A 24,823-nucleotide genomic window follows, 5' to 3' on the forward strand; every position below is an offset into this window, starting at 1 on the left:
GTCTCTGTATCCCTGTGACCGCAGGCTGTGGTCACTTTCTCCTATTTTAATTCGATAAGCACAGGATAAGCATGCTCGATCCCAATCTGCTGCGTAATGAGCCAGACGCAGTCGCAGAAAAACTGGCAAGCCGGGGCTTTAAGCTGGATGTAGATAAGCTGCGCGCTCTTGAAGAGCGTCGTAAAGTTCTGCAGGTACAAACTGAAAACCTGCAGGCAGAGCGTAACTCTCGATCGAAATCCATCGGCCAGGCAAAAGCGCGCGGGGAAGATATCGAGTCTTTACGTCTGGAAGTGAACAAACTGGGCGAAGAGCTGGATGCCGCGAAAGCTGAACTTGATACCTTACAGGCCGAGATCCGCGATATTGCGCTGACCATTCCTAACCTTCCAGCGGACGAAGTTCCGGTGGGTAAAGATGAAAATGACAACGTCGAAGTCAGCCGCTGGGGTACACCACGTGAGTTTGATTTCGAAGTGCGCGATCACGTTACTCTGGGTGAAATGCACACGGGTCTTGATTTCGCCGCGGCGGTTAAGCTGACTGGCTCTCGTTTCGTTGTTATGAAAGGCCAGATCGCGCGCATGCACCGTGCGCTGTCTCAGTTCATGCTGGATCTGCATACCGAACAGCATGGTTACAGCGAAAACTACGTTCCGTATCTGGTTAACCATGACACGCTGTACGGAACAGGCCAACTGCCGAAATTTGCTGGCGATCTGTTCCACACCCGTCCGCTGGATGAAGAAGCTGACAGCAGCAACTATGCGCTGATCCCAACGGCAGAAGTGCCGCTGACCAACCTGGTACGTGACGAAATCATTGACGAAGATGCGCTGCCGATCAAAATGACTGCGCATACGCCGTGCTTCCGTTCTGAAGCAGGTTCTTACGGTCGTGATACCCGTGGTCTGATCCGTATGCACCAGTTCGATAAAGTTGAGATGGTGCAGATCGTTCGCCCGGAAGATTCGATGGATGCGCTGGAAGAGATGACCGGTCATGCTGAGAAGGTCCTGCAACTGTTGGGTCTGCCGTATCGCAAGATCATCCTGTGCACTGGCGACATGGGCTTCGGCGCATGCAAAACCTACGATCTGGAAGTGTGGATCCCGGCGCAGAACACCTATCGCGAAATCTCCTCTTGCTCCAACGTGTGGGATTTCCAGGCTCGTCGTATGCAGGCGCGTTGCCGAAGTAAATCCGATAAAAAGACCCGTTTAGTACATACGCTGAACGGTTCTGGTCTGGCGGTAGGACGTACGCTGGTTGCGGTAATGGAAAACTATCAGCAGGCTGATGGTCGCATTCAGGTTCCGGAAGTGTTGCGTCCGTACATGAATGGCCTGGAATTCATCGGCTAAGCTATCTTTCCCTGCTAAAAAAGCGCCTCCGGGCGCTTTTTTTATGCCCGTTTGACGTCGGACAATAACGACTACCTCCATAGGAGTAATACTGCCTTCAAATGAAAGTCAGTATTTATCTCTGTCTTTTCGCAAATTCAGTATCTACCAGTCTGTATATCGATAGTAACGCTATATAAAAATCTATACAACGAATATTTGCCTTTTGTTTATTGTGAGCAGCAGAGTGAGCCACTATGAAAACTAAGATCCCCGATGCCATGCTGGCAGCTGAGGTTAGTCGCCGAGGTTTGGTGAAAACGACGGCGATAGGCGGACTGGCGGTGGCCAGTAGCGCGTTTACCCTGCCATTTACCCGTATTGCAAATGCTGCAGAAGCCCTTAATCCAACACAGGCCAGTGAGAAAGTCATCTGGAGCGCGTGTACGGTGAACTGTGGTAGCCGCTGTCCTCTGCGTATGCACGTGGTAGATGGTGAAATAAAGTATGTTGAAACCGACAACACCGGTGATGACAACTACGACGGTTTGCATCAGGTACGCGCCTGTCTGCGAGGTCGCTCCATGCGTCGTCGCGTCTATAATCCCGATCGTCTGAAATACCCGATGAAACGCGTCGGCAAGCGTGGCGAAGGTAAATTTGAGCGTATCAGCTGGGATGAAGCCTACGACATCATTGTCAGCAATATGCAGCGTCTTATCAAAGACTACGGCAACGAGTCTATCTACCTGAACTACGGCACAGGTACGCTGGGCGGCACCCTGACACGCTCCTGGCCACCGGGCAAAACGCTGGTAGCACGATTGATGAACTGCTGTGGTGGCTACCTGAATCACTACGGTGACTACTCTTCAGCGCAAATCGCTGCCGGGTTGAACTACACCTACGGCGGCTGGGCAGACGGTAACAGCCCGTCAGACATTGAAAACAGCAAGCTGGTGGTTCTGTTCGGGAATAACCCAGGTGAAACCCGTATGAGCGGGGGTGGGGTAACCTATTACCTTGAACAGGCGCGACAGAAATCCAATGCCCGCATGATCATTATCGATCCTCGCTACACGGATACTGGCGCGGGTCGTGAAGATGAGTGGATCCCCATCCGTCCGGGTACGGATGCCGCGCTGGTAAATGGGCTGGCGTATGTTCTGATCACCGAAAACATGGTTGATCAACCGTTCCTTGACAAATATTGCGTAGGTTACGACGAGAAAACCTTACCGGCCGATGCACCGAAAAACGGTCACTATAAGGCGTATATTCTTGGGCAGGGCAAAGACGGTATTGCCAAGACCCCGGAATGGGCTGCGCAAATTACCGGGATTCCTGCTGAACGAATCGTCAAACTGGCACGTGAAATCGGTAGCGCTAAACCGGCATACATCAGCCAGGGGTGGGGACCGCAGCGTCATGCTAATGGTGAAATAGCGACCCGCGCCATTTCTATGCTGGCTATTCTGACCGGTAACGTTGGGATTAACGGCGGCAACAGCGGGGCGCGTGAGGGCTCATACAGTTTGCCGTTTGAACGTATGCCTACGCTGGAAAACCCTGTAGAAACCAGTATCTCGATGTTTATGTGGACGGACGCCATTGAGCGAGGTCCGGAGATGACGGCGCTGCGTGACGGTGTTCGTGGTAAAGATAAGCTCGATGTTCCGATTAAGATGATCTGGAACTATGCGGGTAACTGCCTGATTAACCAGCACTCCGACATCAACCGCACACACGAAATCCTACAGGATGATAAGAAGTGCGAGATGATCGTTGTCATCGACTGCCATATGACCTCCTCGGCGAAATACGCGGATATTTTGCTGCCGGACTGTACCGCTTCGGAGCAGATGGACTTCGCACTGGATGCCTCCTGCGGGAATATGTCGTATGTGATTTTCACCGATCAGGCGATCAAACCACGCTTCGAATGCAAGACTATCTATCAGATGACCAGCGAGCTTGCTCAACGCCTAGGCGTTGAGCAGCAGTTTACAGAAGGTCGCACTCAGGAAGAGTGGATGCGTCATCTGTACGAGCAGTCGCGCAAAGCAATTCCTGAACTGCCAACGTTTGAAGAATTCCGCAAGCAGGGGATCTTTAAACAGCGCGACCCACAAGGGCATCACGTGGCGTACAAGGCGTTCCGTGAGGATCCTGACGCCAATCCGCTGACTACTCCGTCAGGTAAGATCGAAATTTATTCGCAGCAACTTGCCGAGATCGCGGCGACCTGGGAACTGCCGGAAGGTGATGTGATTGATCCACTGCCGATTTATACCCCAGGATTTGAAAGCATAAACGATCCGCTGGTGGAGAAATTCCCTCTGCAACTGACCGGTTTCCATTACAAGTCTCGTGTGCACTCGACCTATGGCAACGTGGATGTTCTGAAAGCATCCTGCCGTCAGGAAATGTGGATCAACCCGATGGATGCGCAGAGACGCGGCATTAACAACGGCGACAAGGTGCGCATCTTTAACGATCGTGGTGAAGTGCACATCGAGGCGAAAGTAACGCCGCGTATGATGCCTGGCGTGGTGGCACTAGGCGAAGGGGCGTGGTATGACCCGGACGCAAAACGCGTGGACCAGGGCGGTTGTATTAACGTCCTGACGACCCAGCGTCCGTCTCCTCTCGCGAAGGGGAACCCATCACACACGAACCTTGTTCAGGTTGAAAAGGTGTAAGGAGTAACCGATGACAACCCAGTATGGATTTTTTATTGATTCCAGCCGTTGCACCGGTTGCAAAACCTGCGAACTGGCCTGCAAAGATTTTAAAAATTTAACCCCGGAGGTCAGCTTCCGCCGCATTTATGAGTATGCAGGCGGTGACTGGCAGGAGGACAACGGCGTCTGGCATCAGAATGTCTTTGCCTATTACCTCTCCATTGCCTGTAACCACTGTGAAGATCCGGCCTGTACCAAGGTTTGTCCGAGCGGCGCGATGCACAAACGTGAAGATGGCTTTGTCGTTGTCGATGAGGATGTGTGCATTGGCTGTCGGTATTGCCACATGGCCTGTCCTTACGGCGCGCCGCAGTACAATGCTGAAAAAGGGCATATGACTAAATGCGATGGCTGCCATGAGCGCGTCGCTGAAGGTAAAAAACCTATCTGCGTCGAATCCTGCCCACTGCGTGCGCTGGATTTTGGTCCGATTGAAGAGCTGCGCAAAAAGCATGGCACCCTGGCTGCGGTTGCGCCACTGCCGGGTGCGCACTTTACCAAACCGAGTATTGTCATCAAACCTAACGCCAATAGCCGCCCGACCGGGGATACCACAGGTTATCTGGCCAATCCGAAGGAGGTGTAAGATGGGAAGTGGATGGCATGAATGGCCGCTGATGATCTTCACGGTCTTCGGACAGTGTGTGGTTGGTGGCTTTATCGTTCTTGCGCTGGCGTTGATGAAAGGTGACTTGCGTCCAGAATCGCAGCAGCGCGTGATTGCCTGCATGTTTGGACTGTGGGTATTAATGGGCATTGGCTTCATTGCTTCTATGCTCCACCTGGGCTCGCCGATGCGCGCCTTTAACTCGCTCAATCGCGTTGGGTCTTCGGCGTTGAGTAACGAAATTGCCAGCGGTTCAATCTTCTTTGCCGTTGGTGGTATCGGCTGGCTGCTGGCCACGTTGAAAAAAATGTCGCCCGCATTACGCAATCTGTGGTTAGTTGTCACCATGGTGCTGGGTGTGGTTTTTGTCTGGATGATGGTACGCGTTTATAACACCATTGATACTGTGCCGACCTGGTACAGCGTCTGGACTCCGCTGGGCTTCTTCCTGACGATGTTTATGGGCGGTCCGCTGCTGGGGTATCTGTTACTGAGAATTGCTGGCGTGGATGGTTGGGCTATGCGCCTGCTGCCGGCAATTTCAGTGCTTGCTCTGGTCGTAAGCGCCATCATGTCTGTCATGCAAGGGGCTGAACTGGCGACGATCCACAGTTCGATTCAACAGGCTTCTGCGCTGGTTCCGGATTACGGCTCGCTGATGGCGTGGCGGATTGTGGCGCTGGCATTAGCGTTGTGCTGCTGGATTGTACCGCAAGTGAAGGGTTACCAGCCTGCCGTTCCGCTGCTTTCCGTGGCGTTTATTTTGCTGTTAGTCGGCGAGCTGATTGGTCGTGGCGTGTTCTACGGGCTGCATATGACAGTCGGTATGGCGGTGGCGAGTTAATCCATAATATGCCGGATGGCGGCTTGCGTCTTATCAGGCCTACAGATCCGTAGGCCTTAAAGCTGCGCGTCATCAGGCAATATGTCAGGCCAGGGTTTTCGCCCTGGTTTTACTTCTGCTTAGTTAACGTGTCGTAGCTGGTCATCAGATTGCGGTAGTCCGGAATGTGATTCGAGAACAGCGTTGCCAGACCTTCGATATCGTTGCGCCAGTCGCGGTGCAGCTCGCACGCTACTCCGAACCATGTCATCAACTGAGCGCCTGCTTGAGACATCCGATCCCAAGCTGAATGACGGGTAATTTCATTAAATGTGCCTGAAGCATCGGTTACCACAAAGACGTCAAAGCCTTCTTCAATAGCTGAGAGCGCAGGGAAGGCGACGCAAACTTCCGTCACGACACCGGCGATAATCAGCTGCTTTTTGCCGGTCGCTTTCACTGCCTTCACGAAATCTTCGTTATCCCATGCGTTAATGTTTCCTGGGCGAGCAATATAGGGCGCATCGGGAAATTGCGCTTTCAGTTCCGGTACCAGCGGCCCGTTTGGTCCTGTCTCAAAACTGGTTGTCAGAATGGTTGGGAGGTTGAAGTATTTTGCTAAGTCACCCAGGGCTAGCACGTTGTTTTTAAATTTATCGGGATCGATATCCCGAACCAGAGAGAGCAGGCCAGCCTGATGGTCGACCAGCAGTACTGCCGCATTATCTTTATCAAGTCTTACGTAAGGTTTAGTCATGATATTTCTCCTGTTCAGCATCAGTGGGGGAAATTTGATGAATTTAAGTCTACGAAAAGAACGATATCTGGAGTAGATGCCTAAATAAGAACTCACGGTTCTATTTTGAAGACAATGCAGCTCAGCATCCCGCATTGAGTTTAGTAAGAAATAAAAGTAAGGGTAATCCATGAAATTTTTCGACTGAACGTAACGCGAGATTTTTGTTTTAGATCAATAAAAACAAGCAGATGTGATTTTGTATTTTTTATCTATTCACATTAAGAATCAGTAACGCAAATCGATCGACCAGAAAGCGCCTCAGCCCTTTGATTACGCCGATTGACAATGTTTTTAGCAGTGGCATGATGCGCATGAAATTTGAACTTCCTCACGGTTTTTATTCATGTCCACCTATACCCGTCCCGTCATGCTATTGCTGTGCGGGCTACTTCTGTTGACCCTGGCGATCGCCGTGTTAAACACGCTCGTCCCGCTTTGGCTCGCCCATGAAAATCTGCCCACCTGGCAGGTAGGCGTGGTGAGCTCGTCTTACTTTACCGGTAATCTGGTAGGGACGTTGTTGACAGGGTATTTAATAAAACATCTGGGTTTTAACCGCAGCTATTACATCGCCTCGCTTATTTTTGCTGCGGGCTGTGTCGGGCTGGGGATTATGGTGGGATTCTGGAGCTGGATGACCTGGCGTTTTATCGCCGGTGTTGGCTGCGCCATGATTTGGGTGGTGGTGGAAAGCGCGCTGATGTGCAGCGGGACTTCGCGTAATCGCGGACGTTTGCTTGCCGCCTATATGATGATCTATTACGTGGGGACGTTTTTAGGCCAACTGCTGGTGAGTAAAGTATCCACGGAATTGATGAACGTCCTGCCGTGGGTGACGGGTACTATCCTGGCGGGTGTTTTGCCGCTGCTGTTTACGCGCATTGCCAATCAGCAGGGTGATGAGCAGCAGTCTACGCCTATTGTCTCCATGCTGAAACTCCGCCAGGCGCGTCTGGGTGTGAATGGCTGTATTATTTCCGGGATTGTGCTGGGGTCTTTGTATGGCCTGATGCCGCTGTATCTCAATCATCAGGGGGTGAGTAACGCCAGCATTGGTTTCTGGATGGCAGTCCTGGTAAGTGCAGGTATTCTGGGGCAATGGCCGATTGGCCGTCTGGCGGACAAGCTGGGACGTCTGTTGGTTTTACGCGTCCAGGTCTTCGTGGTGATCGTCGGGAGTATCGCCATGCTGAATCAGGCGGCGATGGCGCCCGCGTTGTTTATGTTGGGTGCGGCAGGCTTTACCCTCTACCCGGTCGCGATGGCCTGGGCCTGTGAAAAGGTGGAACATCATCAGTTGGTCGCCATGAATCAGGCATTGTTATTGAGCTATACCGTGGGCAGTCTGCTGGGTCCTTCATTTACTGCGATGCTGATGCAGAATTATTCAGATAGCTTGCTGTTTATCATGATCGCCAGCGTATCGTTTATTTATTTACTGATGCTGTTGCGTAAAACGGGCCATACACCCAATTCTATTGCGCACATTTGACCTGATTTAACAGAATATGAACAGGTTCCCATACATACTGTTTATGTATGCTTTATGGGAACCTGCATTATTTAATCACACACTTCTTTCCTAAAAATAAAGTGTGCAGAAGGTTATAGTTTTACATCCTGCCGTTTCCGCTCGCTCATTTTACCGCGCATAATCCCACGCCTCATTTATTGATAATCATAAAGCTTCCACGAAGGATTGCGTATGGCTGGTGTGCAGGAAAAACAATTGCGATGGTACAACATTGCATTGATGTCTTTTATTACCGTTTGGGGTTTTGGCAACGTCGTTAACAACTATGCCAATCAGGGATTAGTTGTTGTCTCCTCTTGGATATTTATTTTCGCGCTCTATTTTATTCCTTATGCGTTGATCGTCGGTCAGCTTGGCTCGATTTTTAAAGAGGGCAAAGGCGGCGTCAGTACCTGGATTAAACATACCATGGGGCCAGGGCTGGCCTATCTTGCTGCATGGACCTATTGGGTTGTGCATATTCCTTATCTGGCGCAAAAACCGCAGGCTATTCTGATTGCGCTGGGATGGGCGCTGAAGGGCGATGGTTCGTTGATTAAAGAGTACACCGTCGTGGCGTTGCAGGGGCTGACGCTGGCGCTGTTTGTCTTTTTCATGTGGGTTGCGTCCCGTGGCATGAAGTCGCTGAAAATTGTTGGGTCAGTTGCAGGCATCGCGATGTTTGTGATGTCCATTTTGTATGTCGTGATGGCGGTAACTGCGCCTGCAATTACGGATGTGCAGATAGCGACAACTAATATCACCTGGGAATCGTTTATCCCGCACATTGATTTTACCTACATTACCACGATCTCCATGCTGGTCTTTGCCGTGGGCGGCGCGGAGAAAATTTCGCCATACGTTAATCAGACACGTAATCCGGGCAAAGAATTTCCGAAAGGGATGCTCGTTCTGGCTGTTATGGTGGCGGTATGTGCGATTCTCGGGTCGCTGGCTATGGGAATGATGTTTGACTCCCGGCATATTCCAGATGACCTGATGACGAATGGTCAATATTACGCCTTCCAGAAACTGGGCGAGTATTATGGTATGGGTAATTCGCTGATGGTTATTTACGCGATTGCCAATACGCTGGGACAGATTGCGGCATTGGTATTTTCTATTGATGCACCGCTTAAAGTTCTGCTGGGTGATGCTGATCGTAAATATATTCCCGAGAGCCTGTGTAAAACCAACGCTTCCGGTACGCCGGTAAATGGTTATATTCTGACGCTGGTGCTGGTGGCGATTCTGATTATGTTGCCAACACTGGGAATTGGCGACATGAATAATCTGTATAAATGGCTATTGAATCTTAACTCTGTCGTGATGCCATTGCGTTATTTATGGGTGTTTGTGGCGTTCATTGCCGTTATTCGTCTGGCGCAAAAATATAAATCGGAATATGTCTTTATTCGCAACCGATCGCTTGCGATGACCGTGGGGATCTGGTGCTTTGCCTTTACCGCATTTGCCTGTCTGACCGGGATTTTCCCGAAAATGGAAGCCTTCACCCCAGAGTGGACATTCCAGCTCACGCTGAATATTGTGACGCCATTTGTGCTGGTTGGACTGGGATTGATTTTCCCGTTACTGGCGAGAAGAGGGCGTTAAGGCAGAGTCAGGTGGGTAACGTATCTGTTACCCACCATAAAAATCAATACATCACTTTATGTCCATATTGCTCGAGAATACCCTTCACGCGCTCCATGGTCTCTTTCTTCGGCGGTTTGACGCCATCCAGTTTGTACTCTTCGCCCATTGCCACCCATTTGTGTTTGCCCAGCTCGTGGTAAGGCAGCAGCTCGATTTTTTCAACGTTGCCCATATCGCGGGTAAATTCGCCAAGGCGGTGTGCGGAGTCGTCATCGTCAGACCAGCCAGGTACGACAACATAGCGGATCCACACTTTGATGTCTTTGTTGGACAGGTAACGCGCGAACTCGAGTGTACGATGGTTAGATACACCCACCAGATTCTGATGGATTTCATCGTTCATCTGTTTGAGATCGAGCATGACCAGGTCGGTGACTTCCAGCAGCTCATCGATCACCGGATCGTAGCGGCGAACAAAACCATTAGTATCCAGACAAGTATGAATACCTTCTTTTTTACAGGCCCGGAACCAGTCACGTACGAATTCAGCTTGCAAGATAGCTTCGCCGCCAGACGCTGTCACGCCGCCGCCGGAGGCGTTCATAAAGTGGCGGTAGGTCACCACCTCTTTCATTAATTCGTCAACGGTAACTTCTTTACCGCCGTGCGTATCCCACGTGTCGCGGTTATGGCAATACAGGCAGCGCATCAGGCAGCCCTGAAAGAAGGTAATAAAACGGATGCCCGGGCCATCAACAGTGCCACAGGATTCAAAGGAGTGAATGCGACCAATAACTGACATTGCGGTGTTTCTCCAGGTGTGGCCCATCCGGGGCCAGTGTTAGTGCACAGTTATTAACTGTGTCGAGTCTGTTTTGGCTGCTATCCATAAGTATAGATGGCTGACAAAGCAGGCTATTAAAAAGGCCCCACTTACGTGGAGCCTTTATTGTACGCTTTTTAAAGTACGATTTCAGTCAAAACCAATTACATAGTCTGAGTGAAGGTACGAGTAATAACGTCCTGCTGCTGTTCTTTAGTCAGGGAGTTAAAACGTACTGCGTAGCCAGAAACGCGGATGGTCAACTGCGGATATTTTTCCGGATGTTCCATCGCATCCAACAGCATTTCACGGTTCATGACGTTCACGTTCAGGTGCTGACCACCTTCGATGGACGCTTCGTGGTGGAAGTAACCATCCATCAGACCTGCCAGGTTGGTCTTACGAACTTCGTCGTCTTTACCCAGAGCGTTCGGAACGATAGAGAAGGTGTAAGAGATACCATCTTTAGCGTAAGCAAACGGCAGTTTAGCAACGGAGGTCAGAGAGGCAACAGCACCTTTCTGGTCACGGCCGTGCATTGGGTTAGCACCCGGTCCGAACGGCGCGCCAGCACGACGACCATCTGGGGTGTTACCAGTTTTTTTACCATAAACCACGTTAGAGGTGATGGTCAGAACAGACTGAGTCGGGATAGCGTTACGATAAGTAGTCAGTTTCTGAATTTTCTTCATGAAACGTTCTACCAGGTCAACCGCCATGTCATCAACGCGAGAGTCGTTGTTACCAAACTGCGGGTATTCGCCTTCGATTTCGAAGTCGATAGCCAGACCGTCTTCGTCACGAATCGGTTTAACTTTCGCATATTTGATTGCAGACAGGGAGTCAGCAGCAACGGACAGACCAGCGATACCACACGCCATGGTGCGGATAACGTCACGGTCGTGCAGCGCCATCAGAGAGGCTTCGTAGCTGTACTTGTCGTGCATGTAGTGAATAACGTTCAGTGCAGTGACGTACTGTTTAGCCAGCCAATCCATGAAGTGATCCATGCGGTCCATAACTTCGTCGAAGTTCAGAACGTCGCCTTTGATCGGTTCAGATTTAGGACCAACCTGCATTTTCAGTTTTTCATCAACGCCACCGTTGATTGCGTACAGCATGGTTTTCGCCAGGTTTGCACGCGCACCGAAGAACTGCATTTGTTTACCAACAACCATCGGGCTTACGCAGCAAGCGATAGCGTAGTCGTCGTTGTTGAAGTCCGGACGCATCAGGTCATCGTTCTCGTACTGCAGAGAAGAGGTGTCGATGGACACTTTAGCGGCGAATTTCTTGAAGTTCAGAGGCAGTTTTTCAGACCACAGAACAGTGATGTTCGGCTCCGGAGAAGGACCCATAGTGTACAGGGTGTTCAGGAAGCGGAAGCTGTTTTTGGTAACCAGAGTACGGCCATCAACGCCCATACCACCGATTGATTCAGTTGCCCAAATCGGGTCACCGGAGAACAGTTCATCATATTCAGGAGTACGCAGGAAGCGAACCATACGCAGTTTCATGACCAGGTGGTCGATCATTTCCTGTGCGTCTTGCTCGGTGATTTTGCCTGCTTTCAGGTCACGTTCGATGTAAGCATCCAGGAAGGTGGATACGCGACCGAAGGACATTGCTGCACCGTTCTGAGATTTAACTGCGGCCAGGTAGCCGAAGTAAGTCCACTGGATAGCTTCCTGAGCGTTGGTAGCCGGACCAGAGATATCGCAGCCATATTTAGCAGCCATTTCTTTGATCTGACCCAGAGCGCGGTGCTGTTCAGCGATTTCTTCACGCAGACGGATAGTTGCTTCCAGGTTTACGCCGTTTTCCAGATCGGACTGCAGAGAGACGAACTGAGCGTATTTGTCTTTCATCAGGTAGTCGATACCGTACAGCGCAACGCGACGGTAGTCACCGATGATACGGCCACGGCCATAAGCATCTGGCAGACCAGTCAGAACACCGGATTTACGGCAGTTCAGAATGTCTTTGGTGTAAACATCGAATACGCCCTGGTTGTGGGTTTTGCGGTATTCGGTGAAGATTTTTTTCAGCATCGGGTCCAGTTCGCGATTGTACGCTTTGCAGGAACCTTCAACCATTTTGATGCCGCCAAACGGAATGATCGCACGTTTCAGCGGAGCTTCAGTCTGCAGACCAACAATCTTCTCGAGCGCTTTGTTGATGTAGCCAGCGTCGTGAGAAGTGATGGTAGAAGCAACGGAGGTGTCAAAGTCAACAGGCGCGTGAGTGCGGTTTTCCTGTTTAACGCCTTCCATCACGCTGTCCCACAGTGCAGTGGTCGCATCAGTTGCGCCAGCCAGGAAGGACTCGTCACCCTCATATGGAGTGTAGTTTTTCTGAATGAAGTCACGTACGTTTACTTCATTCTGCCAGTCACCTTTGGTAAAACCTTCCCAGGCTGTGGCTAACTTTTCATTAAGCTCGGACATGTAACACCTACCTTCTTAAGTGGATTTTTTATTTACTGCGTGTAATGGGCATCATCAGATTAATGATGATCGTTACCACGCAGATAAATGACCCAGTATGTCAACCCGACCAACAAACCGCCGCCGATAATGTTACCGATCGTAACCGGAATCAGGTTATCGGTGATGAAATTCATCACGGTCAGGTGAGAAAAATTCTCCGGAGAAGACCCAACAGCGGTCCAGAATTCCGGGGTGGCGAAATCGCGTATTACAATACCCATAGGGATCATAAACATGTTTGCGATACTGTGCTCAAAACCGCTGGCAACAAACATTGCGACCGGTAATACCATGATAAACGCTTTGTCCATCAGGCTGCGGCCCGAGTAGCTCATCCATACCGCCAGGCACACCATCAGGTTAGCCAGGATGCCAAGGCTTACTGCCTCAACAAAAGTATGGTGCACTTTGTGGTCGGCTGTTTGTAGGACGTTGAGCCCCCACGCGCCGTTGGCGGTCATGTATTCGCCGGAAAGCCACATCAATAGCACGAAGAGCAAGCAACCCACCAAGTTACCGACATAAACGTTAAGCCAGTTTTTCGCTAACTGACCCCAGGTAATACGACCACTGGCTTTAGCAACGACGATCAGTACGGTTGAAGTGAAGAGGTCTGCACCGCAGACAACACAAAGAATCAGCCCCAGGGAAAAGCAGATACCACCTACTAATTTCGCCATGCCGAAAGGCATAGTACCAGTGCCGGTTGTGGCGGTAATATAGAAAACAAAGGCAATTGAAATGAATACACCGGCAGTAATTGCCAGATAGAACGTCTTAAGCGGATGTTTCGTTGCTTTATAGACGCCTGCTTCTTCGGCAACTTTGGCCATTGCAGCAGGTAGAATAAGATCAAAAGGGTTGTCAGCTTTCACACTAACTCTCTCTTTATTAAGTCGGCGACGAGATACTAACAAAGCATTATAGATGAGAATTTGATATAGATCATATCTCGCCTGGCTTATAGGCCCGTAAGACGCATGGTTTTTATGCGATTACGGTGTAACATGTTGATTATCCATATAAAAATAAATTTTAAAAATTATAAAGTGAGTTGAATTTTTTCTTTCAGCCTCCTATGGGACGGTTAATTAAAATGGAGTAATTGAGATAAAAAACCACATTAATAAGCTAATTTTTTTAATATCAACTACTAATATTTAACCTTGTTTTTACATTTATTTTTTGGTTTGACCAAAATAAAAAACGGGGCGCTTTAAGCGCCCCGTAATATAGCTCAGACAATACATTTAGCCTACTCGAGGCAAGTTGTTTGTCACTATTTTGACCAGTGTGCCGCTTTCGCGCGTTGCAATTTCTCATAGGCTTTCAGCAGAGACTGATGTGCCGGGAATGCCTGCAGATCGCTGTCTACTGGCTGAAGTCCATAAAACGGAGCTTCACCACTCAGTGCCGCACTTGCCGCTTCAACCGCCTCAGCGCCGTACATGCGGACAAATGCGTTCAGATATTGCAGCGGCTGACGGTCCTCTTCCTGGGACAGCAGCAACAATGTTTGCAGGCAGCGATAGTAGTTTGCACGTTCCGCGCTAAAGACGGAGGCGTTAAATTCCATCGTCCATTCAGTCCACACCAGCGCCTGCTCCAGATCGCCACCGGCCAGCGCCAGCATCACTTTAAGCTCGCCAATACGCAGGGTGTACCAACCGTTATCCGCACCGGTCGCCAGACCGAGTAGCTCGCGCACGCGGGTGAAGTCGTCAAAACCTTCTTCATCCAGTTGTTCGATCAGATTGAGGTAGTCTTCTTTATCCCATTCGCTGCCCGGCAGAGAGAGAATGGTGTCACGCAGATGGGCGCCCATAGCGTTGTTGGCTAACCACAGATCTTCTGCCGGGTAGATGTCAGACATTCCCGGCACAATAATGCGGCACGCGTAAACGCTCAGGTGCTCATAGTCAGCGATATACACTTCTTTATCTTCAGCATTGAAGATGGCCATCAGAGTGGCGAACTCTTCTTCCGTGGTGCCAGAGAAATTCCAGTCAACGAACGGATAGTCGGCATCCTGCTTGAACAGATCCCATGAGATCAAACCGCTGGAATCGATGAAGTGAGTTTCAAGGTTGGTATGTTCTGCCACTTCTTCATCGTCGAAGGTCGGTGGGGTGAAGACATCAAGATCCTTCAGACCACGACCCTGCAGCAGTTCAGTGACGGTACGCTCCAGCGCCACGCCGAAATCCGGGTGTGCGCCGAAGGAAGCGAAGCAGGTACCGTTGGTCGGGTTGAACAGGACAACACAAATCACCGGATACTTACCGCCCAGCGAGCCATCATAGGCAAAAATTGGGAAACCTTCAGCTTCCAGTGTGGCGATGGACTCCACCACTGCCGGATAGCGCGCCATCACCTCGGCCGGGATTTCCGGCAGGCTGATGCTTTCGGCGATAATACGGTTCTTCACATGGCGTTCAAAGACTTCAGACAGGCCCTGAACGCGCGCTTCGTTAGGCGTGTTACCCGCGGACATGCCGTTAGAAACATACAGGTTGCCGATAATATTCATCGGAATATAGACAATCTGGTTATCCGACTGACGGGTAAACGGCAGGCCGCAGACGCCACGTTCTTCATTACCAGACTGCAGATCGATAAGCATGCTGCCAGTCAGTTCGTTATCTGGATCGTAAAATGCTCGCAGACGTGCATCCAGTAAACCTTCTGGTACATCGTCTTCTTCTGTCAGCGGGAACCATTTTTCGTTCGGATAATGCACGAACGGGCCATTGGCGATAGTTTCGCCCAACCAGAAATCCGCAAAGAAATAGTTAGTCGACAGACGCTCAAAGTATTCGCCCAGCGCGGAAGCCAACGCCGCTTTTTTCGTCGCGCCTTTACCGTTGGTGAAGCACAGCGCGCATTCTTTGTCGCGAATATGTACAGACCAGACGTTAGGGACGGGATTCAACCACGAGGCTTCTTCAATTTGAAAACCGAGGTCGAGCAATTTTTGCTGGAAGCGAGCGATGGAGTCTTCCAGAGCGGCATCTTTGCCGGGGATAAATGTTTGCGTCATGAAAATCACTTTTGTCGTACGGAAAGCGCGCAATGATACGGGTTTTCAATGAACGGCGCTATCGCCGCCGGAGCTCAGGCGTAAATAAAAGCATTGGCTATGCTTTCTTACAACCAACCACGTTTAGAGCATATTAATGAAAGCTTTCGATTTGCACCGTATGGCGCTTGATAAGGTGCCCATGGATTTTCTGGGGGAAGTTGCGTTACGCAGTCTCTACACCTTCATATTGGTTTTTCTGTTTTTAAAAATCACCGGACGTCGCGGCGTACGCCAGATGTCGCTTTTTGAAGTGCTGATCATCCTTACGCTGGGTTCTGCAGCGGGAGACGTGGCATTCTATGACGATGTCCCGATGCTGCCGGTGCTGGTGGTTTTTATTACTCTTGCTGTGCTGTATCGGTTGGTAATGTGGCTGATGGCGCATAGTGAAAAAATGGAGGACCTGCTGGAGGGCAAACCCGTCGTGATCATTGAAGATGGCGAGCTGGCATGGTCAAAGCTCAATAGTGCCAATATGACGGAATTTGAATTCTTTATGGAACTGCGTTTGAACGGCGTGGAGCAATTGGGACAGGTGAAACTGGCTATTCTGGAGACGAATGGACAAATCAGTGTCTACTTCTTTGCCGATGAAGACGTAAAGCCGGGGCTCAGTATTTTACCTAAGCACTGTACGCAACGATTTAAAGTAATGCCTGAAGCAGGGGACTATGCCTGTATACGTTGTAGCGAAGTGGTGCAAATGAACGCAGGAGATCATCAATTATGTCCACGCTGTGCAAATCCAGAATGGTCGAAGGCCAGTCGGGCAAAACGGGTTACCTGACAGCAAAAATCTCGGTTTTTACCCGTCAATCCGATAGATTCTGTTGTGTGACCAATGACACATTTTTACCCTGGTCAGTTTTACCCATTGCGGCGCGTGTCACTGAATGATAAAACCGATATCCACAGGAATAACTTATACCAATGTCTGTCACCGGATTATCGTCAATGACAGGATGTTGATTGGACAACAACACAACGTGGTGAGGGGAAATGGCTCAGGTCTTTAATTTTAGTTCAGGTCCGGCAATGCTACCGGCAGAAGTACTTAAACTGGCTCAACAGGATCTTCGCGACTGGAACGGTCTTGGCACGTCGGTGATGGAAATTAGCCACCGTGGCAAAGAATTCATCCAGGTCGCCGAGGAAGCGGAGCAAGATTTTCGTGATCTTCTTAGCATCCCCTCCAATTATAAAGTGTTGTTCTGCCATGGCGGTGGTCGTGGGCAGTTCGCGGGTATCCCGTTAAATATTCTGGGTGATAAAACCACCGCGGATTACGTCGATGCCGGTTATTGGGCCGCCAGTGCAATTAAAGAAGCGAAAAAATACTGCACGCCAAACGTTATTGATGCCAAAGTCACCGTGGACGGCCTGCGTGCTGTTAAGCCGATGAGTGAATGGCAGCTTTCTGATAACGCGGCGTACCTGCACTATTGTCCGAACGAAACTATCGATGGCATTGCGATCGATGAAACACCGAATTTTGCCAGCAACGTTGTGGTCACGGCTGATCTGTCCTCTACCATTCTTTCCGCACCGCTTGACGTTAGCCGTTATGGCGTAATTTATGCCGGAGCACAGAAAAACATCGGCCCGGCCGGCCTGACGATTGTCATCGTCCGTGAAGATTTGCTGGGTAAAGCTCATGTATCATGCCCGTCAATCCTCGACTATACCGTGCTGAATGACAACGACTCCATGTTCAATACGCCGCCAACCTTTGCCTGGTATCTGTCTGGCCTGGTCTTTAAATGGCTGAAAAAGCAGGGCGGTGTTAATGCAATGGATAAAATTAACCAGCAAAAAGCGGAACTGCTCTACGGCGTAATTGATAACAGCGATTTCTACCGTAACGATGTGGCGAAATCCAACCGTTCACGCATGAACGTACCGTTCCAGCTGGCTGACAGCGCACTGGATAAACTGTTCCTGGAAGAGTCTTTTGCTGCGGGCCTGCACGCGCTGAAAGGGCATCGTGTGGTCGGCGGTATGCGTGCGTCCATCTACAATGCAATGCCGCTTGAAGGTGTAAAAGCACTGACCGATTTCATGGTCGATTTTGAACGCCGTCGCGGCTAATCTGCTGTACTTTTCATCCCCACAGCCTGTCTGTGGGGTTTTTATGTCTGTTTTTGAGAGTCGAGTTTCATGGAATCCCTGACGTTACAACCCATTGCGCGGGTGGATGGCGCAATCAATCTGCCTGGATCCAAAAGTGTTTCTAACCGCGCTTTGCTGCTGGCCGCATTAGCCAATGGCACCACTGTCCTGACCAACCTGCTGGACAGCGATGATGTTCGCCATATGCTCAATGCTCTGAATGTGTTAGGGATTAGCTATACCCTTTCTGCTGATCGTACCCGCTGCGAGATTATTGGCAATGGTGGTGCATTACATGCGCAAGGCTCAGTGGAACTGTTCCTTGGTAATGCCGGAACTGCAATGCGCCCGCTGGCCGCAGCGCTATGTCTGGGCAGCAATGACATCGTGCTGACGGGCGAACCGCGCATGAAAGAGCGCCCGATAGGCCATCTGGTTGATGCGCTGCGCCAGGGCGGAGCCAAAATTGACTATCTGGAGCAGGAAAACTATCCACCTTTACGTCTGCGCGGTGGCTTTACCGGAGGCCAGGTTGAGGTAGACGGTAGCGTTTCCAGCCAGTTCCTCACTGCGCTGCTGATGACTGCGCCGCTTGCGCCGCAGGATACGACGATTGCAATTAAAGGTGACCTGGTATCCAAACCTTACATTGATATCACACTGAACCTGATGAAAACGTTTGGTGTTGAAATTGAAAATCAAAACTACCAGCGCTTTGTCGTGAAGGGGCAGCAGCAGTATCAGTCACCGGGTGCATACCTGGTTGAAGGCGATGCTTCTTCCGCCTCCTATTTCCTCGCGGCGGGTGCCATTAAAGGCGGTACGGTAAAAGTTACCGGGATTGGCCGTAACAGCATGCAGGGTGATATTCGTTTTGCCGATGTACTGGAAAAAATGGGTGCTACCATTACATGGGGCAACGATTTTATTGCCTGTACTCGCGGCGAGTTGAACGCAGTGGATATGGATATGAACCATATTCCTGATGCGGCGATGACCATTGCAACGGCGGCGCTGTTTGCGAAAGGCACCACGACATTACGTAATATCTACAACTGGCGCGTCAAAGAGACCGATCGTCTGTTCGCGATGGCGACGGAGTTACGCAAAGTGGGCGCGGAAGTGGAAGAGGGGCATGACTTTATCCGCATCACCCCGCCTGCAACATTGCAATTTGCGGACATCGCGACCTACAACGATCACCGCATGGCGATGTGTTTCTCGCTGGTGGCGCTATCTGACACGCCTGTGACCATTCTTGATCCAAAATGTACCGCCAAAACTTTCCCGGATTATTTCGAACAGCTGGCGCGTATTAGTACATCTGCCTGATTTCATTGCCGCACTTTCGGGTGCGGCACATTCTGACATCTCCGATTGCCTATTTATTCTACACTCAGCTTCAATGATTCTGCATTTTTCACACAAAGATAACGATCGTTGGCGTTGGCGCGTATAATGCGCGGCGTTCACGTTAATGTACGCCCGTTTAAGGAGAAAAAGATGACGGCAATTGCCCCGGTTATTACCATTGATGGCCCAAGCGGTGCAGGAAAAGGCACCTTGTGCAAGGCAATGGCGGAAGCATTGCAGTGGCATCTGTTAGATTCAGGCGCGATCTACCGCGTACTGGCGCTCGCAGCGTTACATCACCATGTTGATGTAACATCTGAAGATGCTCTGGTACCGCTTGCCTCACACCTTGATGTGCGTTTTATCTCAACAGACGGCAACCTTGAAGTCATTCTTGAAGGTGAGGATGTCAGCGGTGAAATACGCACTCAGGAAGTGGCGAATGCCGCCTCTCAGGTCGCGGCGTTTCCTCGCGTGCGTGAAGCGCTTTTACGTCGTCAACGCGCATTTCGCGAAACCCCAGGTCTGATTGCTGATGGACGTGATATGGGGACCGTGGTGTTCCCGGATGCGCCGGTGAAAATTTTTCTGGACGCCTCCTCGCAAGAACGTGCGCATAGACGTATGCTACAGTTGCAGGAGAAGGGCTTTAGTGTTAACTTTGAACGCCTTTTGGCCGAGATCGAAGAACGCGATTATCGCGATCGTAACCGTGCTGTAGCGCCGCTGGTTCCTGCTGCTGATGCTTTAGTTTTGGATTCAACCCGATTAAGCATTGAGCAAGTGATTGAAAAAGCGTTACAATACGCGCGCCAAAAACTGGCTCTCGCTTAAGTGCGACCGAATTTGCAGTACCCCCGTTGCAATGGATTGACAGCGGGTATGTTAAACAACCCCATCCGGCATGGAGCCAGGTGGACGTTAAATATGAAACCTGAAGATTAAACATGACTGAATCTTTTGCTCAACTGTTTGAAGAATCCTTAAAAGAAATCGAAACCCGTCCGGGTTCCATCGTTCGTGGTGTTGTTGTTGCTATCGACAAAGACGTAGTACTGGTTGACGCTGGTCTGAAATCTGAGTCCGCCATTCCGGCAGAGCAGTTCAAAAACGCCCAGGGCGAGCTGGAAATCCAGGTTGGTGACGAAGTTGACGTTGCTCTGGATGCAGTAGAAGACGGCTTCGGTGAAACCCTGCTGTCCCGTGAAAAAGCTAAACGTCACGAAGCTTGGATCACGCTGGAAAAAGCTTACGAAGAAGCTGCAACCGTTACTGGTGTTATCAATGGCAAAGTCAAGGGTGGCTTCACTGTTGAGCTGAATGGTATTCGCGCGTTCCTGCCGGGTTCCCTGGTAGACGTTCGTCCGGTCCGCGACACGCTGCACCTGGAAGGCAAAGAGCTTGAATTCAAAGTAATCAAGCTGGATCAGAAGCGTAACAACGTTGTTGTTTCCCGTCGTGCCGTTATCGAATCCGAAAACAGCGCAGAACGCGATCAGCTGCTGGAAAACCTGCAGGAAGGCATGGAAGTTAAAGGTATCGTTAAGAACCTCACTGACTACGGTGCATTCGTTGATCTGGGTGGCGTTGACGGCCTGCTGCACATCACCGACATGGCATGGAAACGCGTTAAGCATCCGAGCGAAATCGTAAACGTTGGCGACGAAATCACTGTTAAAGTGCTGAAGTTCGACCGCGAGCGTACTCGTGTATCTCTGGGCCTGAAACAGCTGGGCGAAGATCCATGGGTAGCTATCGCTAAGCGTTATCCAGAAGGTACCAAACTGACTGGTCGCGTGACCAACCTGACCGACTACGGCTGCTTCGTTGAAATCGAAGAAGGCGTTGAAGGCCTGGTTCACGTTTCCGAAATGGATTGGACCAACAAAAACATCCACCCGTCCAAAGTTGTTAACGTTGGCGACGTAGTGGAAGTTATGGTTCTGGATATCGACGAAGAACGTCGTCGTATCTCCCTGGGTCTGAAGCAGTGCAAAAACAACCCATGGCAGCAGTTCGCGGAAACCCACAACAAGGGCGACCGTGTTGAAGGTAAAATCAAGTCTATCACTGACTTCGGTATCTTCATCGGCCTGGACGGCGGCATCGACGGCCTGGTTCACCTGTCTGACATCTCCTGGAACGTTGCAGGCGAAGAAGCAGTTCGTGAATACAAAAAAGGCGACGAAATCGCAGCAGTTGTTCTGCAGGTTGACGCAGAGCGTGAGCGTATCTCTCTGGGCGTTAAACAGCTCGCAGAAGATCCGTTCAACAACTGGGTTGCACTGAACAAGAAAGGCGCAATCGTAAACGGTAAAGTCACTGCAGTTGACGCTAAAGGCGCAACCGTAGAACTGGCTGACGGCGTTGAAGGTTACCTGCGCGCTTCTGAAGCTTCACGTGACCGCGTTGAAGATGCAACTCTGGTTCTGAGCGTAGGCGACGACGTTGAAGCTAAATTCACCGGCGTTGATCGTAAGAACCGTGCAATCAGCCTGTCTGTTCGTGCTAAAGACGAAGCTGATGAGAAAGATGCAATCGCAACTGTTAACAAACAGGAAGATGCTAACTTCTCTAACAACGCAATGGCTGAAGCTTTCAAAGCAGCTAAAGGCGAGTAATATCGAGTGCTCTAAATCCTTTGTGCTGTTAACGGCGCAAAGGATGACGAGTAGCTTGACAGATTACAGGATTCGTCCTGTAATCAATGACAAAGGGCGGCTACGGCCGCCCTTAATCAATGCAGCAGCTAATTATGCCTTTAAGGAACCGGAGGAATCATGACCAAGTCAGAATTGATTGAAAGACTTGCAACCCAGCAACCTCATATTCCCGCGAAAGCGGTTGAAGATGCAGTTAAAGAGATGCTGGAACATATGGCCTCGACTCTTGCGCAGGGCGAGCGTATTGAAATCCGCGGTTTCGGCAGCTTCTCTTTGCATTACCGCGCACCACGCACCGGACGTAATCCGAAGACCGGCGATAAAGTGGATCTGGAAGGGAAATACGTTCCGCACTTTAAACCGGGTAAAGAACTGCGCGATCGCGCCAATATTTACGGTTAAGTTTTTAGCGAGACTTAACGCCGAGAAAGCACCCACATGGGTGCTTTTTTCATTTCTGTGCGCCTATCCTGGAATCCTCATCCCAGTTAATTTGTACGTTACAACCCCCACTAAATGTCTGTGGAACTCAGGTCGTATAACGATAAATTGATGCCAGACAACCGTCGAAGAGTACTGCACACTCCCTGTAACAGGGAGGTTATTGATGAAAATAACAACGGTGAGTACGTGTGCATTATTCGGCATTCTCCCACTCATGCTATTACCTACGCTGCCAGGCATGTTGTGTATCGGCATTGTATTTTGTCTGGCATGTCTGCTCTGTTTTCTCCCCCACAAATACATACGTTCCGCCGGACTAACCCTGCTGTTTTTTCTTTGGGGAATCCTGGCTGCGAAAGAGGCTCTGTGGGCCGGTAATGCGCTGCCTGCGAAAACCCAGCAAGCCATTGTGCAGATAACCGGAACTGACAATATGACAACGCACTACGGCCAAATTACTCACCTTCAGGGGAAACGAATCTTTCCTGCACAAGGAATCGTCTTATACGGACAGTATTTACCCGGTGATGTTTGTGCGGGTCAGACATGGGCGATGACGTTGAAAGTCCGCGCCGTACACGGTCAGTTAAACGAAGGCGGATTTGATAGCCAGCGTTACGCATTGGCGCAGCATCAACCGCTGACGGGGCGATTCTTACAGGCTTCGGTTATCACACCACAATGCAGTTTGCGTTCGCGATTTCTCGACTCGTTGAAAACGGTACTCGCCGACTATCCCTGGCAGCAGGTTATACTGGGTCTGGGAATGGGTGAGCGCTTGTCCGTGTCACAAGAGGTGAAAACGATTATGCGTGATACCGGCACGGCTCATTTGATGGCTATCTCCGGGCTGCATATTGCGTTTGCTGCACTTCTGGCTGCCGGAATAATTCGCGCGGGACAATTTTTTATGCCCGCCAGATGGATTTGCTGGCAGGTTCCATTAGTGGGTGGGATTGTCTGCGCAACATTATATGCCTGGCTGACGGGGCTGCAACCCCCGGCATTACGAACGGTTGTTGCGCTGCTAGTCTGGGGGGCGCTAAGACTTAGCAGCAGGCAGTGGAGCGGATGGTCGGTATGGATCTGCTGTCTGGCAGCCATTCTGGTGGTGGATCCTGTTGCCGTTCTTTCGCAAAGCCTATGGTTGTCTGCATCCGCCGTTGCGGCACTGCTGTTCTGGTACCAATGGGTACCGCTCCCGGACTGGCCGCTGTCGCGTGCTGGTCGTCAATTTCTGGCGCTGGCTCATCTGCAATTGGGTATTACGCTTCTGCTTCTTCCCGTACAAATCGCAATGTTTCACGGTTTTAGTCTGACCTCGTTTCCGGCTAATTTGTTTGCCGTCCCTTTGGTCACGTTTGTTTCCGTACCCTTGATATTAGCAGGCATGATCGTGCATTTAGCCGGACTGGTGATGATTGAATCGAATCTGTGGTATTTAGCGGATCGCTCTCTGGCGCTACTATTTTGGGGGCTCAGGAGCCTGCCTGAAGGGTGGATCAATATTGATGCACGCTGGCAATGGCTCGCATTTTTACCCGGAATGATGATTATCGCATGGCGACTAAATATCTTGCGTACGCTACCGGTGGTCTGTTTCTCTGCGCTACTTTTGCTGAGTGGGCCGCTTTGGCGTGCACCGCGTACAGATGCGTGGCAAGTGCATATGCTGGATGTCGGGCAGGGGCTGGCGATGGTGATTGTGCGTAATGGAAAAGCGCTGCTTTACGATACCGGTCTGGCATGGCCTGAAGGTGATAGCGCGCAACAGCTGATTATTCCCTGGTTGCGTTGGCATAATCTGGAGCCGGAAGGGGTCATTTTAAGCCATGAACATATGGATCACCGGGGAGGGTTGCACTCCTTACAACAAGTCTGGCCATCACTATGGATAAGAAGTCCGCTAGGCTGGAAAGGACACCTCCCGTGTTTTCGCGGAGAACGTTGGCAATGGCAAGGGTTAACCTTCAGTGCGCACTGGCCTGTGCGTGGAAATACAGGGCAGGGGAATAACCACTCCTGCGTGGTTAAAGTTGATGATGGGTATCAGAGTGTTCTGCTGACCGGCGATATTGAGTCTCCCGCTGAACAAAAAATGCTAAGTCACTACTGGCAGCATCTGCAGTCTACGGTGATGCAGGTTCCGCATCATGGCAGCAATACTTCATCATCACTGGCACTCATTCAGCGAGTTGACGGGCAGGCCGCACTAGCCTCTGCATCTCGTTACAACGCCTGGCGTCTGCCATCCTGGAAAGTGAAGCAACGTTATCGGAAACAAAATTATCAATGGCTGGATACACCACATCAGGGGCAGATTACGCTGGATTTTTACCAAAAAAACTGGCGAATACACAGCTTGCGGGATCAGATTTTACCTCGTTGGTATCATCAGTGGTTTGGCGTGTCGGAGGATAACGGGTAGAATATGC

General features: G+C 50.5%; 18 protein-coding genes. 13 read left to right on the forward strand and 5 right to left on the reverse strand.

Annotated elements, in window-relative coordinates; translation table 11 throughout:
- Positions 1-71: 71 nt before the first annotated feature.
- The 4 genes from serS to OGV71_RS22810 all read left to right on the forward strand — a co-directional run bounded on the left by serS (position 72) and on the right by OGV71_RS22810 (position 5,538).
- A complete protein-coding gene (gene serS, locus OGV71_RS22795; protein ID WP_003836908.1) occupies positions 72-1,364 on the forward strand; it encodes a serine--tRNA ligase in 1,293 nt (430 codons plus the stop codon).
- Between the two features lie 236 nt (positions 1,365-1,600).
- Entirely contained in the window at positions 1,601-4,045 is a 2,445-nt protein-coding gene (gene dmsA / locus OGV71_RS22800) for a dimethylsulfoxide reductase subunit A (protein WP_204583808.1), read from the forward strand.
- A gap of 10 nt (positions 4,046-4,055) precedes the next feature.
- Positions 4,056-4,673, forward strand: a complete 618-nt coding sequence (locus OGV71_RS22805; protein WP_003035741.1) for a DMSO/selenate family reductase complex B subunit — start codon at positions 4,056-4,058, stop codon at positions 4,671-4,673.
- Position 4,674: 1 nt separating this feature from the next.
- On the forward strand, positions 4,675-5,538 hold the full coding sequence (locus tag OGV71_RS22810) for a dimethyl sulfoxide reductase anchor subunit family protein (protein ID WP_003035744.1): 864 nt from the start codon (positions 4,675-4,677) through the stop codon (positions 5,536-5,538).
- 109 nt (positions 5,539-5,647) lie between these two features.
- Here the strand turns inward: OGV71_RS22810 and ycaC are convergent, their stop codons facing one another.
- On the reverse strand, positions 5,648-6,274 hold the full coding sequence (gene ycaC, locus OGV71_RS22815) for an isochorismate family cysteine hydrolase YcaC (protein ID WP_003035746.1): 627 nt from the start codon (positions 6,272-6,274) through the stop codon (positions 5,648-5,650).
- A 385-nt stretch (positions 6,275-6,659) separates the two neighbouring features.
- Here ycaC and OGV71_RS22820 point away from each other — a divergent pair, with 385 nt between their 5' ends.
- Both OGV71_RS22820 and OGV71_RS22825 read left to right on the forward strand, forming a co-directional pair.
- Complete coding sequence (locus OGV71_RS22820) at positions 6,660-7,808, forward strand: MFS transporter (protein WP_003836902.1); 1,149 nt, start codon at positions 6,660-6,662, stop codon at positions 7,806-7,808.
- Between the two features lie 213 nt (positions 7,809-8,021).
- Entirely contained in the window at positions 8,022-9,443 is a 1,422-nt protein-coding gene (locus OGV71_RS22825) for an amino acid permease (protein ID WP_204583806.1), read from the forward strand.
- A gap of 43 nt (positions 9,444-9,486) precedes the next feature.
- Here the strand turns inward: OGV71_RS22825 and pflA are convergent, their stop codons facing one another.
- The 4 genes from pflA to ycaO form a co-directional block, all read right to left on the reverse strand.
- Entirely contained in the window at positions 9,487-10,227 is a 741-nt protein-coding gene (gene pflA, locus OGV71_RS22830; protein ID WP_003035751.1) for a pyruvate formate lyase 1-activating protein, read from the reverse strand.
- A 185-nt stretch (positions 10,228-10,412) separates the two neighbouring features.
- A complete protein-coding gene (gene pflB / locus OGV71_RS22835; RefSeq protein ID WP_003035753.1) occupies positions 10,413-12,695 on the reverse strand; it encodes a formate C-acetyltransferase in 2,283 nt (760 codons plus the stop codon).
- A 59-nt stretch (positions 12,696-12,754) separates the two neighbouring features.
- Positions 12,755-13,612, reverse strand: coding sequence for a formate transporter FocA (gene focA, locus OGV71_RS22840; protein WP_003035756.1), 858 nt, complete (start codon positions 13,610-13,612; stop codon positions 12,755-12,757).
- 404 nt (positions 13,613-14,016) lie between these two features.
- A complete protein-coding gene (ycaO, locus tag OGV71_RS22845; protein ID WP_003035758.1) occupies positions 14,017-15,777 on the reverse strand; it encodes a 30S ribosomal protein S12 methylthiotransferase accessory factor YcaO in 1,761 nt (586 codons plus the stop codon).
- A gap of 136 nt (positions 15,778-15,913) precedes the next feature.
- Here ycaO and OGV71_RS22850 point away from each other — a divergent pair, with 136 nt between their 5' ends.
- From OGV71_RS22850 to OGV71_RS22880, 7 genes are all read left to right on the forward strand, one after another.
- Positions 15,914-16,606 carry a DUF421 domain-containing protein gene (locus OGV71_RS22850; protein WP_003847009.1) on the forward strand — a complete coding sequence of 231 codons (693 nt, stop codon included), beginning with the start codon at positions 15,914-15,916 and terminating at the stop codon, positions 16,604-16,606.
- Positions 16,607-16,818: 212 nt separating this feature from the next.
- On the forward strand, positions 16,819-17,907 hold the full coding sequence (gene serC / locus OGV71_RS22855) for a 3-phosphoserine/phosphohydroxythreonine transaminase (RefSeq protein WP_003847007.1): 1,089 nt from the start codon (positions 16,819-16,821) through the stop codon (positions 17,905-17,907).
- Positions 17,908-17,976: 69 nt separating this feature from the next.
- A complete protein-coding gene (aroA, locus tag OGV71_RS22860; protein WP_204583804.1) occupies positions 17,977-19,260 on the forward strand; it encodes a 3-phosphoshikimate 1-carboxyvinyltransferase in 1,284 nt (427 codons plus the stop codon).
- 171 nt (positions 19,261-19,431) lie between these two features.
- Entirely contained in the window at positions 19,432-20,115 is a 684-nt protein-coding gene (gene cmk / locus OGV71_RS22865; protein WP_003035772.1) for a (d)CMP kinase, read from the forward strand.
- 113 nt (positions 20,116-20,228) lie between these two features.
- Positions 20,229-21,902, forward strand: coding sequence for a 30S ribosomal protein S1 (rpsA, locus tag OGV71_RS22870; RefSeq protein ID WP_003035776.1), 1,674 nt, complete (start codon positions 20,229-20,231; stop codon positions 21,900-21,902).
- A gap of 159 nt (positions 21,903-22,061) precedes the next feature.
- On the forward strand, positions 22,062-22,346 hold the full coding sequence (gene ihfB / locus OGV71_RS22875) for an integration host factor subunit beta (RefSeq protein WP_003035780.1): 285 nt from the start codon (positions 22,062-22,064) through the stop codon (positions 22,344-22,346).
- A 205-nt stretch (positions 22,347-22,551) separates the two neighbouring features.
- Positions 22,552-24,816 (forward strand): ComEC family protein, encoded by a 2,265-nt coding sequence (locus tag OGV71_RS22880; RefSeq protein ID WP_286534048.1) that lies wholly within the window; start codon positions 22,552-22,554, stop codon positions 24,814-24,816.
- Positions 24,817-24,823 lie beyond the last annotated feature (7 nt).

The sequence above is a fragment of the Citrobacter sp. Cf088 genome, assembly GCF_030334295.1.
GTDB lineage: Bacteria > Pseudomonadota > Gammaproteobacteria > Enterobacterales > Enterobacteriaceae > Citrobacter > Citrobacter freundii.